The organism is Sphingobacterium sp. BIGb0165, from assembly GCF_024810095.1.
Classification (GTDB): Bacteria; Bacteroidota; Bacteroidia; order Sphingobacteriales; family Sphingobacteriaceae; genus Sphingobacterium; species Sphingobacterium detergens.
The window spans coordinates 430,290-444,341 of sequence record NZ_JANUEB010000005.1 but is presented as its reverse complement, the minus strand read 5'-3'; the positions used below and the strand labels follow the sequence as shown (position 1 = coordinate 444,341).

The 14,052-nt window shown below is 39.9% G+C and carries 16 protein-coding genes and 3 tRNA genes; 10 read left to right on the top strand and 9 right to left on the bottom strand.

Annotated elements, in window-relative coordinates; genetic code table 11:
- Window positions 1-105: 105 nt before the first annotated feature.
- The 7 genes from M2408_RS13860 to M2408_RS13830 all read right to left on the bottom strand — a co-directional run bounded on the left by M2408_RS13860 (window position 106) and on the right by M2408_RS13830 (window position 3,207).
- Complete coding sequence (locus tag M2408_RS13860) at window positions 106-417, bottom strand: DUF2752 domain-containing protein (RefSeq protein WP_259182752.1); 312 nt, start codon at window positions 415-417, stop codon at window positions 106-108.
- On the bottom strand, window positions 417-770 hold the full coding sequence (locus M2408_RS13855; protein WP_259182750.1) for a TM2 domain-containing protein: 354 nt from the start codon (window positions 768-770) through the stop codon (window positions 417-419). Before M2408_RS13855 ends, M2408_RS13860 begins: the two co-directional genes overlap by 1 nt.
- 332 nt (window positions 771-1,102) lie before the next feature.
- Complete coding sequence (obgE, locus tag M2408_RS13850) at window positions 1,103-2,101, bottom strand: GTPase ObgE (RefSeq protein ID WP_120258454.1); 999 nt, start codon at window positions 2,099-2,101, stop codon at window positions 1,103-1,105.
- A 37-nt stretch (window positions 2,102-2,138) separates the two neighbouring features.
- Window positions 2,139-2,708 (bottom strand): adenylate kinase, encoded by a 570-nt coding sequence (locus tag M2408_RS13845; protein ID WP_259182746.1) that lies wholly within the window; start codon window positions 2,706-2,708, stop codon window positions 2,139-2,141.
- A 74-nt stretch (window positions 2,709-2,782) separates the two neighbouring features.
- Window positions 2,783-2,856, bottom strand: a tRNA-Arg gene (locus M2408_RS13840).
- A gap of 172 nt (window positions 2,857-3,028) precedes the next feature.
- Window positions 3,029-3,102, bottom strand: a tRNA-Arg gene (locus tag M2408_RS13835).
- Between the two features lie 31 nt (window positions 3,103-3,133).
- A tRNA-Arg gene (locus M2408_RS13830) sits at window positions 3,134-3,207 on the bottom strand.
- A 186-nt stretch (window positions 3,208-3,393) separates the two neighbouring features.
- Here M2408_RS13830 and M2408_RS13825 point away from each other — a divergent pair.
- Window positions 3,394-4,221 (top strand): alpha/beta fold hydrolase, encoded by an 828-nt coding sequence (locus M2408_RS13825; RefSeq protein ID WP_259182745.1) that lies wholly within the window; start codon window positions 3,394-3,396, stop codon window positions 4,219-4,221.
- A 127-nt stretch (window positions 4,222-4,348) separates the two neighbouring features.
- Here M2408_RS13825 and M2408_RS13820 read toward each other — a convergent pair whose 3' ends face one another.
- A complete protein-coding gene (locus tag M2408_RS13820; protein ID WP_104382695.1) occupies window positions 4,349-4,684 on the bottom strand; it encodes a DUF3276 family protein in 336 nt (111 codons plus the stop codon).
- 264 nt (window positions 4,685-4,948) lie between these two features.
- Here M2408_RS13820 and M2408_RS13815 point away from each other — a divergent pair, with 264 nt between their 5' ends.
- The 6 genes from M2408_RS13815 to M2408_RS13790 all read left to right on the top strand — a co-directional run bounded on the left by M2408_RS13815 (window position 4,949) and on the right by M2408_RS13790 (window position 10,526).
- Window positions 4,949-5,830: a cell wall-active antibiotics response protein gene (locus M2408_RS13815; protein WP_259182741.1), complete on the top strand. Its 882-nt coding sequence runs from the start codon at window positions 4,949-4,951 to the stop codon at window positions 5,828-5,830.
- Between the two features lie 3 nt (window positions 5,831-5,833).
- Window positions 5,834-6,880, top strand: a complete 1,047-nt coding sequence (locus M2408_RS13810) for a sensor histidine kinase (RefSeq protein ID WP_259182738.1) — start codon at window positions 5,834-5,836, stop codon at window positions 6,878-6,880.
- Complete coding sequence (locus M2408_RS13805) at window positions 6,873-7,613, top strand: LytTR family DNA-binding domain-containing protein (RefSeq protein ID WP_259182737.1); 741 nt, start codon at window positions 6,873-6,875, stop codon at window positions 7,611-7,613. Before M2408_RS13810 ends, M2408_RS13805 begins: the two co-directional genes overlap by 8 nt.
- Before the next feature lie 31 nt (window positions 7,614-7,644).
- Complete coding sequence (locus M2408_RS13800) at window positions 7,645-9,087, top strand: serine hydrolase (protein WP_259182735.1); 1,443 nt, start codon at window positions 7,645-7,647, stop codon at window positions 9,085-9,087.
- Window positions 9,088-9,402: 315 nt separating this feature from the next.
- The gene (locus tag M2408_RS13795) at window positions 9,403-10,377 is read left to right on the top strand and encodes a D-glycerate dehydrogenase (protein WP_259182734.1); all 975 of its coding nucleotides are present in this window, start codon (window positions 9,403-9,405) and stop codon (window positions 10,375-10,377) included.
- Window positions 10,374-10,526, top strand: a complete 153-nt coding sequence (locus M2408_RS13790; RefSeq protein WP_167457211.1) for a hypothetical protein — start codon at window positions 10,374-10,376, stop codon at window positions 10,524-10,526. The genes M2408_RS13795 and M2408_RS13790 overlap by 4 nt, the downstream gene beginning before the upstream one ends.
- Here M2408_RS13790 and M2408_RS13785 read toward each other — a convergent pair.
- Entirely contained in the window at window positions 10,523-11,389 is an 867-nt protein-coding gene (locus tag M2408_RS13785; protein ID WP_259182731.1) for a mechanosensitive ion channel family protein, read from the bottom strand. The genes M2408_RS13790 and M2408_RS13785 overlap by 4 nt on opposite strands.
- A gap of 147 nt (window positions 11,390-11,536) precedes the next feature.
- On the opposite strand from M2408_RS13785, the gene M2408_RS13780 reads away from it, so the two are divergent.
- From M2408_RS13780 to M2408_RS13770, 3 genes are read left to right on the top strand one after another with little or no spacing between them, the layout of a single operon-like run.
- Window positions 11,537-12,403 (top strand): AraC family transcriptional regulator, encoded by an 867-nt coding sequence (locus tag M2408_RS13780; RefSeq protein WP_259182728.1) that lies wholly within the window; start codon window positions 11,537-11,539, stop codon window positions 12,401-12,403.
- A gap of 2 nt (window positions 12,404-12,405) precedes the next feature.
- Complete coding sequence (locus tag M2408_RS13775) at window positions 12,406-12,831, top strand: DUF983 domain-containing protein (RefSeq protein ID WP_120258463.1); 426 nt, start codon at window positions 12,406-12,408, stop codon at window positions 12,829-12,831.
- 26 nt (window positions 12,832-12,857) lie between these two features.
- Complete coding sequence (locus M2408_RS13770) at window positions 12,858-14,036, top strand: cysteine desulfurase family protein (protein WP_259182726.1); 1,179 nt, start codon at window positions 12,858-12,860, stop codon at window positions 14,034-14,036.
- The last annotated feature ends 16 nt before the right edge of the window (window positions 14,037-14,052 follow it).

The following is a 14,052-nucleotide window of genomic DNA, read 5'->3' as shown; positions in this document are numbered from 1 at the left end:
CAAACCGTTTCCTAAGGCACCTACCAATAAAGACTCTACTTTAATTTTCACGGGAGACAAAGTTACGACATATCAGTTAAAAGTGAAAAACATTTTTCAATTATTTTACGTGAAACCTGTTTGCCTATGTATAAATCGCCGAAAGTCTCTTAAAATCAAAAAGATGAATACAGGAACGAGCCCAAAAATCATTGGATTTGCAGACCAGGCCTCCTCCCATTTCATCTGTAACAAGGCAATAAGAGCAGTTGTCATTCCGCAACCCGGGCATTCATATCCTGAGATTGCCTTCCAAAGACAAGGAACAAGGATATGAATATCCGTCAGCATGTATAATGCGATAGCAGCACCAAAACACCCTATCACAATGGTATAAATCCAATGTAATTGCAGGTATTTCAGCACAAGCCAAGCCATTAATTATTGTTTACTGGACTTTTGATGTATTGACCATCTTTATCCTTGTATTTCCCAACAATGATCATGATCAGATCTATAAGCGACCAGATCCCACATCCACCCAGAGTAACCAATTGGAGAACCGCTGTTCCGATCTGTCCCAAATAGAAACGATGTCCACCGAAAGGGCCCAGGAAGAAACAAAATAACAATGCGGGCAACCAGCGATCATCCTGAATACTGCGATTCTGCTGGAAAGGTTGGTTCGCGTAGAATATAGGCTGTTTCGCGCCACAGAGAGGACAGACCTCAGCTTTGACATTAATTACCTGACCACATTCCACACAATATTTTTCGTCTTCTGTTTTCATTTTAGATTAATTTGTCAATGAAATTAGCAAAAAAACTCAAAACACAGTTATTTTTTATTGCTATCTCACAATCAACGTAAAAAAGGCCTCACAAAATTTCAAACAAATACCGAAATAAACTGCTTATCCCATCATGGCAAGTAATTACAATCCCCACAGCATACTTTCCAAATTCAATTTCAATCCACATGCTTTGCAACATGACTACAATAGGATACCTAGGGCAGGGCGAAAAGTTCAATGGGGGTGACTTAAGTCGAAAAATAATATCAAAAAGTGATATCAAAAAAAACGCTCCATAAATGAAGCGTTTTTATATGTTTTGTTAACTATTAAGAGTTTATTGCTTTCCAGATCATATCTTTCAATGGCAGAATATTTTTACCACTGACAGATGAGATGAAAATATGCGGAAGCCCCTCAGGAAGTTGCTGTTCCATTTCCTTCTCAAGCTCATCATCAAGCATATCGGACTTTGTAATCGCCAATAACTTGGGTTTATCTGCTAATTCGGGATTATATGCTGTCAATTCATTCAGTAAAATACCATACTCTTCCGCTATCGTGCGGTCTGTATCAGCAGGCACCATAAATAACAATACTGAATTACGTTCAATGTGTCTTAAGAAACGATAACCGAGTCCCTTCCCTTCCGAAGCGCCCTCAATGATTCCTGGAATATCAGCCATCACAAACGAGCGATTATCGCGATAACTCACCATGCCGAGATTAGGCACCAATGTGGTAAATGGATAATTGGCAATTTCGGGTTTTGCGGCTGAGACTACGGACAACAAGGTTGATTTACCCGCATTCGGAAAACCTACCAGACCAACGTCTGCCAGCACCTTAAGTTCGAGAATCATCCATTGCTCTTTGCCTGGCATCCCCGGTTGCGAAAATCGAGGTGTCTGTTTTGTAGGCGACTTAAAATGCCAGTTACCTAAACCACCCTTTCCTCCCGGAACCAGGATCTTCGTCTCACCATCTTCGGTAATATCAAACAACACCTCACCGGTCTCTGCGTCCTTGGCAATGGTACCCAACGGCACCTCCAATATTTCATCATGACCAGTGGCACCTGTCCGTAGCGAACTACCACCAGATTCACCATTGGAGGCAATGATATGTTTACGGTACTTCAGATGGAGCAACGTCCAAATATTCGTCGTTCCTTTTAGGATGATGTGTCCTCCACGACCGCCATCACCACCATCAGGTCCTCCTGTAGCTGTGTGCTTGTCACGATGCAAATGAGCCGAACCTGCCCCACCATGTCCCGAACGACAACACACTTTCACATAATCTACAAAATTCGATCCTTGCGCCATTACAATATATTACAGTCTAAAAAAGTATTTATTTCAATTAATAATTATCGATAATATCCGTTAGGTTTTTGAAGATTGTATCGATATCGCCGATACCGTCCACCTTGGATAATTTACCTTGCGCTTCGTAATAAGGCAACACATGAATTGTTTTTGTAAAATACTCATCAATGCGTTTTACCAATTTATCAGCATCGTCATCTGAACGGCCAGAGACCTCTCTACGTTTAGCGATACGCGCTTTCAGTTCGTCTTCATTTACATCCAGTGCGATTACAACTGAGATTGACGTGTTGATACCTTCCAAAAAAGCATCCAATGCCTCAGCTTGAGCAACAGTACGTGGGAATCCGTCAAAAATAAATCCTTTTGCATCCGGATTCTTTTTCACTTCCTCTTCCAGCATTGCTATCGTAATCGAATCTGGCACTAAATTTCCCTCAGCAATAATCTGGCTTACTTGTTGACCAAGTGGCGTTTGACCTTTAATATGTGCTCTAAAAATATCACCAGTTGAAATATGAATCAATTGATATTTTTCAATAAGCTTTGCAGATTGAGTTCCCTTACCTGCACCCGGAGGGCCAAATATTACAAGGTTTAGCATAGTTTTATTTAAGAAATTAAAACGAGTTAAAAAATAAAAGCCTAATCACAGATGATGACTAGGCTTTTCAGTCGTGCGCTCCAAGGGAGTCGAACCCCTAACCTTCTGATCCGTAGTCAGATGCTCTATCCAATTGAGCTAGGAGCGCAGTAAACCATTACGTTTAGAACTCTGTCCCATTTGTTTTGGTGACGCAAATATAGTCAGAATTCATTTTTTTACAAATTTTTTTTCAAAAAGAAGTTTCCACACCCCCAAATATTCTACGCTTACTTCACCTTCTTTTATAAAAAAAGCCAATCTTTGAGATTGGCTTTTTGTGCACTCCAAGGGAGTCGAACCCCTAACCTTCTGATCCGTAGTCAGACGCTCTATCCAATTGAGCTAGGAATGCCTCTTTTTAATAATACAGAAACTGTATATTGTGCGCGCCAAGGGAGTCGAACCCCTAACCTTCTGATCCGTAGTCAGATGCTCTATCCAATTGAGCTAGGTGCGCTGGGCAACCAAAACAAATCCGTATCCTTTTCCGTTTTGGTGATGCAAATATCGATATATTTATCGATTTAACAAACATTTTTTCTCTTTTTTTAACTTTATGAAACAACATTTCGTTTATCTCGTTGATAATATTATATTTAAAATATCAACTTTTTTTTTCAGACACTGACAAATGTTATTATTCATGAGCAAAAGAGAATTAAAACTCAGCAAAATCCGCATTGGAGATATCAGCATCTCTTATTATATCCGTCCCAGCACAACATACCCTGCCCCTAAAACCGTGTTATTTATCCATGGATTCCCTTTCAATAAGAATACCTGGAAACAACAATTGTTAGATCTTGACGAAGAATACACAGGGATTGCCCTGGATGTCAGAGGACATGGCCTCAGTACAAATGGACATGGTTTCTTTTCCGTCGATGTGTTTGCAAAAGATCTTGTTGAATTTATCCGGAAATTGGACCTCAATCATGTTGTGCTCTGCGGCATCTCCATGGGCGGCTATATCGCCTTGCGTACCTATGAACTGATCGGCCAGCAGCTCGCCGGATTGATTTTATGTGACACCAACTCCCTTGCGGATGATAATAAAGGCAAACAAAAACGATTTGATTCCATACAGGCATTGCTTAAATATGGCCGAAGACCATTTGCCATCGGCTTTACGGAAAATGTGTTCTATGAAAAAACAATCCGGGAAAATCCGGAGGCCGTCGAACTCATCAAAAGCTGTATCCGCAGAAATGAGCTTTCCAGTATATGCGCAACACAACTTGCCTTGGCTTCGCGTACAGACACGACACATTCACTGAAAACGATTATTATCCCGACATTGGTCATTAAAGGTAAACATGATAAATTGATGAGCGAAGAGCAGACGAGCATTCTTATCGAAAATATCCCCGATGTTAGATTTATGGAGTTTGAAGAATCGGGGCATCTGCCAAATCTTGAAGAACCCGAAAAGTTCAACAGGGTATTAAATGAGTTTTTAGCCAGTATATAAGGTCGTCGTTACAGCGAAGTAATCATGAAGCGATCATAAAACCAAGAACTAAGGAAAGTCCGAATATAAAAAAAGCCACGCGAGTGGCTTTATTTCTTTTTTTCATTGAGATTTCATCCTGGGTACGTTAGAACGAAAAATCATCTTTTGAACGACTATCGGCTTCTTCAGCGTACGCATCGTCAAAGTTAGGCTCATAACGTTTTTCGATTACTTCCTGGTTAGACTTAATGTAATTTACAACATCTGTCAAACCCTCCGCAAACTTCTCAAAATCTTCTTTGTATAAGAAAATCTTATGCTTAATAAACTGGCCATCTTCAAAGCGCTTCTTGCTTTCTGTGATAGTAATGTAGTAATCGTTCGATCGAGTTGCTTTTACATCAAAAAAATAAGTTCGCTTACCTGCTCTCACCTTTTTTGAAAAAACCTCTTCACGCTCTTTGTTTTCAAAATCTCCCATTGGTTGTTATTTAAGTTTAAAGTAATCTTAATCTTTGATAAATATATAATAATTCATTTTAATACACCAAATAATATTAAAAAAAAAGACAATAAACCGTAAAAATGGCATATCCATTCCATCGACGGCCGATAAAAATTAAACAACAAGATTTTTTACCGACGAAATCAGTACATTTACCGAAAATATAAGTTGTATTACCTAAAGCGAATATGCATAGTTTATTTGTGCCTCTATCTTTGAGTCATAAATAGTAAAAACATTATGGAAAAAGAACCTATCATACCAAACAGCAATAACAGCCGCAATATCGTGGGGGCCATTGTCATCATCGTAGGTATATTCTTATTATTGAATAACCTGAATTTAGGAGACTGGTTTCCGGACTGGTTATTTAGTTGGCCGACAATATTGATCATTATTGGTTTAGTGATTGGGGTAAACTCTCAATTTCAGAAAAAATCGGCAATCATCTTATTGATTATCGGTGGTGCCAGCCTGATTTCCCGAATGATGCGTACGGACTTTGGATCAGTAACCGTCCCTATTATCATCATTTCACTTGGGATTTATTTTATCATGAGTAAACGGAAACCGCCGATGGTTCCGCCTGCTTACCCTAATCCGCCACAGAATCCTTACGATTGGGATAAGCGTGTCAATAGTCCAACAGATACTCCGGTGGACACTGCAGCGTCAGATGCAGATGCGAAACCTTTTAACGAACAATATGGATCAAGCCAACAAGCCTCGCCTAACGCGCAGGCTTTTGGCAACAAAGAGAATAGTTCATTTCATCAGTCTTTTGAGGACAGTCTTAATCTGAATACGATTTTTGCGGGCCAAAAGAAAGTCATCTATTCCAAACAATTTAGAGGTGGCAATTTGACCAATGTCTTCGGAAGTATTGAACTGGATCTAACAAAAGCAGATATCCAACAGGCAATTGTCATCGATACATTTCAGTTATTTGGCAGCGCACGTATTATTATCCCACCACATTGGACGGTATTCAGTAATGTAGCTTCCATTTTAGGATCTGTCGATGACCGAAGATTTCAGACGATATACAATCCTGACACCGACAAAAAGATCTATATCACTGGTACATGTATATTGGGCAATTTAACGATAAAAAATGCTTAATAGATGAAAAACAAACTGTCCCTCAGTGTTAAAAGTCGATTAATAGGCATTATTTGTATATCCGTATTTATCGGATATCTTGCATTACAATATTTACTGATGTTACGTTCAGGATTTGATTCCGAGCTGGCATTTAAAGATTCATTGATTAATAGTGCTGTGATGATGTTTTGCTGCTACGGCATGTCCTCTGCGTTAAATTTCTACACACCACAACCCCGCGAGATATGGAAGGTACTGATTATAGGCTTGATAATGGCCGCCATCAGTACAGGATTGAGCCGTTTTCTAATGAGCTATTTTATTCAGCCCAACTTTATCACGCTACTGGATTTAACACTACCATTTCGTGGTATCGTTAACTTCCTTATCCTCACTTCGGTTGCTATTATCAATATCGTCTGGAATATCCAGGAAGATAATATCAATAACATCAAACGGAAACAAGAGTCCGAAAATCTGCTTCGCGAGGCGGAACTCTATAATTTACGGCAGCAACTGCAGCCACATTTTTTATTTAACAGCTTAAATTCGATCATCGCTCTTATTGGCGCGAATCCGGATGAAGCACGTAATATGACATTTCAACTATCTGATTTTTTACGGGGCACGATGAGAAAGGAAAACAATCAGATTATCACACTGGAAGAAGAACTGGACCATCTACAACTTTATCTTGATATTGAAAAAGTACGTTTTGGTCATCGTCTGAACACTTCCATCTCCTCCTCGGAGGAAATATTTAGTAATAAATTGCCAGCAATGATCATCCAGCCTTTGGTAGAGAATGCCATTAAGCACGGACTGTACAATATAACCGACCAGGTCGAAATACAAATTAAATGCACCTCAAATGAGGGACAACTTCTGATTCAAATTACCAATCCATTTGATATCGAAGAGCAATCGAGTCCCAAAAAAGGCACCGGATTTGGGCTTTCCAGTATTCAACGCAGATTATATCTTTTATATGGAAGAAATGATCTTATGGAAACACAGATTCAGGACAATATATTTACTAGCACCCTAAAAATACCTCAATATGATTAAAGTCGTTATCATTGATGATGAACCCTTAGCACGCTCCATTATTGCGGGCTATTTAAAAAATGAAGCCGATGTAACCATTATGGCTGAGTGTGGAGATGGTTTTGAAGGCGTTAAAGCGATCCAGACAAATGAACCTGATCTGGTTTTTTTAGATGTTCAAATGCCTAAATTGACTGGTTTTGAAATGCTCGAGCTGGTGGATAACCCTCCTGCCGTTATTTTCACCACAGCATTTGACGAATATGCGTTAAAGGCCTTTGAAAAGAATGCACTGGATTATCTGCTAAAACCGGTTTCCCCGATGCGTTTCAAAAAAGCATTGGAGAAGTTTAGGTCAAGTTATTCTGCACCCGAGAAGAAAGTCCAACCTAACTATGAGGTACTCGCTGCACAAGACGAAACAAAGATCGACCGGATTGTTGTCAAAACAGGTACACAAATCAAAATAATCCCAATTGATACAGTCAAATACCTGGAGTCTTATGATGACTACGTAAAAATTCATACCAAAGATGGCATGTACCTCAAGAATAAGACCATGGCATTTTTTGAAAAATCCCTAGATCCAAATCAGTTTGTACGTATCCATCGTTCGTTTATCATCAAAGTCGATCAATTGGCTAAATTGGAGCCCTATGAAAAGGACTCTTATATTGCTGCGCTGATCTCTGGTGAGAAGCTCAATATCAGTAAATCAGGCTATGCCAGATTAAAACAATTGATTGGAATTTAAACATTCCGTAGATTTGTGCCTAACAATGGTTATGAAACATTTTTTTACAGCAATATTGTTGGGCATCACATCTTACTCCTTTGCTCAGACAAATCAAGCGGAACAGATCAACAAAGGAGTTTACAATAGATTGGAATTTTTCATCAATTCCCAGATGACAGACTCTGCCTATAATCTAGCGAGCGACTCCTATAAACAACAATATAGTCTTCCAAAGTTTACACAGATGCTGCGACAGATCTACCCTTTGGGAAGGATCAAAAGTTCGGATATCACTAATTTCGAAAAAGGTACAGCAACCTATCGTCTGGATTTTGACGGTCAAACTTATGAAGTATTGTTTGCGACAGATTCGACACTCAAGTTTAACACCCTGCACTTTAGTCAGCTGAACGAACCTACAGCGGACAAAAATATCGCCGAGAAACCGGTTGAGACAACAATCATTTCGAAAGCCGTAGACAAAGAGGATTTTTTCATCGATTCTGTTGCAAATTCTTACCTAAAACAACAAAACACGCAGTCACTTGCCATAGGTATTATTAAAAACGGGCAGTCGAAAACCTATTTTTACGGCGAGACCGCAAAAGGTAACCAGACATTACCGACAAAAACCTCGCCCTATGAAATTGGCTCGCTCAGCAAAGTCTTTACGGCGATCCTATTATCAAATCTTGTTGAGGAAGGCACAATTACCTTGGACCAACCTATATCATTATTCCTTCCAGATACATTGAAAAAGAATGCGGACCTGGCGAAGATAACTTTTCAGATGTTAGCCAACCATACCTCGGGATTCCCACGACTTCCTGACAATTTTGATAAAGTAAAAGGATACAGCGAAAATGATCCTTACAAGGGATACGATAAAAAAGCGCTCTATAGTTATTTATCCAGTTTCAAAAACAAAAAAACACCCGGAGAAGAATACGAGTACAGCAATTTGGGTTATGCAATATTAGGCGATATCATCAGTAGTATCTACAAAAAGCCATATGAACAGATTATTCGTGAAATCATCTGTAAACCACTCGATATGAATAATACCTTTCAGGTATTAGATACTAAAAAGAAAGATACCTTTAAAGTATACAATAAAGAAGGGCAAGAAGTAACCCCTTGGTCTTTTGACACTTTCAGTGCTGCTGGTGGATTAAAATCAACCGTGGAAGATCTGCTTAAATTTGTAAATGCACAGTTTAAGATGCCACAGAGCCCACTAGAAAATGCGATGGCCAACACGAAATTATTTACTTTCTTTCTCCCTCCTGATACGGACTTGGGCTTGGCATGGCACATGAACCTACTTGATGATCTTACTTTTTATTGGCACAATGGTGGTACAGCAGGAAGCAGTTCCTACCTCGCCTTGTCTCCAGATAAAAAAAGTGCCGTCGTCATCTTGTCCAATACTGCAATCTCTGTCGATGATAAAGGGAAAAGTATTTTGGACAATCTGCTTCACACAAAATAAGATCTTCGTGCCTTTTACACCAACAGCGATGAAAATTCACTGCAGGTTGTTTCAGGCAAATAGACAGCGTGTAGTAAGCTCATTGGCACCTTAAAGAAAGAATACGAATCAATAAAAAGGCTCTTTAAAAAGAAAGCAAAATACTATTATCAGAGCTATATCGAAACAACGATATAGCTTTTTTTGTTGTCATAAAAAGGGCTAATTTTTTGTTGTTACACAAACTGTTAACCATTAACTTTGATTAACGGCCCAAATAAACTGGGCAATCATAATTTTATTTTACAACAGGCTCCACAACAGCGTTACATTTACATGAAGATATTTATCACGAAACGAATCCCACAAAAAGGTATTGACCTATTGACGACAGCCGGACATGAGGTAGTAATACATGACTCTGCGACCCCATTATCCCCTACCGAACTTATCCAGGCAGGACAACAGGTCGATTATGTGCTAAATGGTGGTATGCAAAAGTTTGACGAAGAATTTTTCCAAACCTGCCCCAATCTTAAAGCGTTATCCCTTATGAGTGTTGGTTATGACAATGTTGACATCCCTGCAGCGACGAAATATGGTATCCCTGTGAGCAATACACCGGGTGTGCTTTCTGGCGCTACAGCTGATGTTGCTTTTCTATTGATGCTGGCCGTTTCCAGGAAAGCTTTCTTCAATCACAAACAGATTTTGCAAGGCCAATGGAAAGGTTTCGACCCCACAGCACAGCTGGGCATAGAACTCAACAATAAAACATTGGGTATCTATGGGCTTGGACGGATAGGTCTTGAATTTGCCCGAAAAGCAAGGGCTGCCTATAATATGGAAATCATCTATTATAACCGTGGGCGTAATTTGGAGGCTGAACGGATCTTGGGGGCGAGATATGTCAATTTTGATGATCTACTCACCCAAAGTGACGTGCTTTCCATTCACGCTGCACTCACAGCGGAGACATCCAACAGGTTTAATCAGGATACATTTAAGCGCATGAAAAACTCCGCGATTCTGGTCAACACGGCACGTGGAGGATTAGTACAGGAGGAAGACCTCGCCAATGCTTTACGCACAGGAAAATTATGGGGAGCAGGACTCGATGTCACAAACCCTGAACCCATGGCTGCAGACAACCCACTACTGAATCTTGAAAATGTATGCATTCTACCGCATATCGGATCCGCAACTGTGGAAACCAGAGACAATATGGCCCTAATGGCAGCAAGCAATTTATTGGCAGCGATCAAAGGTGAAAAGATGCCACAAACTATCAATCCAGAAGTCTATACATGAAACGATATTTCTTTCAGTTCCTGAATAAGCTCAATAAAGCAATCCTTCCCAAATATGGGAAGCAGGATCCCCTTAAACTAAAAAAGTACCAGCAGGCCATATTAGCCTACCGGTACTTTATTCTTATTCGTGCCTTGGCAGATGATTAAGCGTCTGCTTTGACCTGACTTCCCTGATCATTTGCATTAGGGACAATACTAATCTGTGTTGGATTCGGAGCTACACTCATATCGTTTCGTTCTAATTCCAACATAATTTTTTCCTGCATAGAATTGCGTGCCGGCCAGTAATGTTCCCGTTTGGTCCATGCCCGCACCGTCAATACGATTGAACTGTTTCCCAACTCTTTGACAAACACCGTCGGTTCAGGTGTTGTCAGTACATTTTCATTGCAGCGAAGCACTCTGAGAATGATTTCTTTTGCGTCTTTTATATTTTTGTCATAGGATATGCTCACCGTATATTCAAACATCCGTTGAACGATTTTTGTATAGTTCTTGATTACCGAATTAGCTAATGGACCATTCGGACTAAAGATTCGCACACCATCGTCACCAATCAATGTTGAATATAAAATATCAATTCGCTCGACAGTTCCGGCTGTACCATTCGCACTTGAGATGTAGTCACCTACCTCGAAAGGTCTAAACATCAGGATCAACACACCACCGGCGAAGTTGCTTAGACTTCCCTGAAGGGCCATACCTACAGCCAAACCAAAGGCAGACAATGCCGCTATAAAGGAGGTCGTCTGTATACCAATCTGACTGGCAACGGTCAACATCAACATCACCCACATCACAATCCTTACCATACTCGAGATAAATGCTCGTATTGAAGGATCAACATTTCTCTTCTCAAAACGCTTGTGCAATAATCGGTTAACCAAATCGATAACATATTTACCAATAATCAATAAAATAATACCACCTATAATACCTGGTATTGAATCAATGACGATATCGGTCAATCGCCCAAATTTAGTCCCTAGACTATTTAAATTACTTTCCATGCTTAATAAATATATTTCCATGCTTTTTGAAACAAGGATTGTTCCAACATCCAAACTTATCATTCAAAATATTAAAATCGTTGAAAAGTACCATAAAAGACCAAATTAACACCACTATAAAAAGAAAATTTGAGCTAACTTTGTAATATGAATAGAAAAAACACCATTCCTATTATAGATAGTTGCAGTCTCGACCTCAACAATAAAACAACTATCCATATTGATGACTTAAGTGAATACGTCATCAAACATGCGAATATGGTGTTTCCTCACAAACACAATTTTTTTCATTTTGTATTATTTACGAAAGGTTCAGGTGATCACGTCATCGATTTCAATCATTATAAAATTAAACCCTTTCAAATCTACTTCATGGCACCTGGCCAAGTGCATACCTGGAATTTTGTTGGTGATGAGGGGGGCTATGTTGTCAATTTTTCAGTCGACTATTTCCAATCGTTTTTATTACGCACGGATTATCTGGAGCGTTTCAGTTTTTTACAGGGCAAAATTGAGCATTTAATTTTTGAACTGGAAGGTCCTTGCCGTGCTCAGGCGACGAATATTCTGGACGAGATCTTATCGGCGAAGTCCATTGGTCTATCCGAAGATTATATCCGTACACTACTGCTCCAATTTCTACTATATGTTTCCATCTGTTCTGAAAAAGAACAAAAAGACGGAAGCAACCCCTATAATCATAAAATATTCAATAGCTTTCAGCAATTGGTTGAACAACAATTTAAATCCACCAAATTACCGAGTGTATATGCGGATCAACTATTTATCACGCCAAATCACCTGAACGCGATCTGTAAATCCTATATCGGTCAGTCGGCTGGAGAGATTATCCGCAACCGGATTGTCCTGGAAGCAAAACGACTATTGATCAATCGAAATTTAAATATTACTGAAATTGCAAATGAATTGCAGTTTAAGGACAACTCCTATTTCACCAAATTTTTTAAAAAATCCACTGATCTCACACCCGAGGAGTTCAGAAAACAACTATAACTATGGAAGAAGTTAAATACGAATTATCGGAATTCAAAGCCGCATGGCAAGCAAAATGTCCAAGATGTAGAGTCGGCCATGTATACAAAGGTCCTGCCTATGGTCTAAAGGTTCAAAAGATGAATAGTCATTGTGAATACTGTGGTCTCCGCTACGAACGCGAACCGGGTTATTTCTATGGTGCCATGTATGTCACCTATGCATTTGCCATCGCAGAGATGGTAACGGCCTGTATGGCAACTTACATCCTTACCGGCAATGATTCATCCTTCATTCTTTATGCGACTGTCGCTATATTGAGTGTTGTGTTGATGTCTCCCTTCAATTACCGATATTCACGCGTTATTTTGATGTATTGGTTGACACCGGGACTACGCTATGATCCCAATGTCAAAAAGAAGGAAGTTGATGTGAAAGCTTCTGCATAAACACCATTATCCTTATCTTTATGCTGATGAAGGATACCATATATTTGGACAACAATGCAACCACCCAAATTTTGGATGAAGTATGGCAGGAGATGACCCCTTATTTCATCCAAAATTATGCAAATGCGTCCAGTGTTTATCACCAGATGGGTAGAGCTGCAAATGCAGCGGTTCAACAGAGCAGAGCGCAAGTCGCCGAAGCTTTAAATTGTACGCCAAAAGAAATTTTTTTCAATTCCGGAGCTACAGAGAGCATCAATACCGTACTGCAGGGTGTATTTGACAAATACCGGTCTCTAGGGAATCATATCATTACAGCCACTACGGAGCATAAAGCAGTATTAAGTTGTTGTGAACAACTGACCAAACAAGGGGCACAAATTACTTATCTTCCCGTTGACAGTCAGGGGCACATAGCCTTGGATGATCTTAAAAATGCCATTACCGCCAAAACCATATTAATCTGTCTGATGGCGGCGAATAATGAGACTGGCGTGCTGGCTGAAATCGAACAGGTGGCATCCATCTGCAATAAAGAAGATATTCTATTTTTTTGCGACGCCACACAAGCAATCGGAAAAGTTGCGATCGACCTCCAGCAGCTTCCTATTGATCTTTTATGTTTAAGTGCACATAAAATTCACGGCCCAAAAGGAATTGGTGCACTTTATATCCGACGCAAATCAAAACCCATTCAGCTTACACCATTAATTTTAGGTGGTGGTCAGGAGAATGGTTTTCGGGGTGGTACCTACAATGTTCCGGCCATCGTCGGCTTTGGAAAGGCGATCTCCATGCTAAACCCACAAGCCTATACACATGTTCGAGCGTATCGAGATCTGCTGGAAGCCGAGTTAGCTGATATTCCTCAAATTATTATACATGGACAAAATACTCCCCGCCTACCGACGACAAGCTATATCAGTTTCAAACATGTGCTCGCAAGCGAGATTATGACCGCCTGTCCTACCTTGGCCCTGTCCTCCGGCTCCGCCTGTGTTACCGGATCAAGGGAAGCGTCACATGTACTGCTGGCCATGGGCATATCCAAAGAAGATGCACTTTCGGCCATCAGATTTAGCCTAAGTATATTGACCTCGCGTGAAGAAATCCTACAATGCGCGCAATTGATTAAAGAAGCCGTACAAAAAATAAGGGATCAATCGCCAATATGGCAACTTTATAAGGCTGGTTTGATCAGTTAATTTATGACATTCTAAA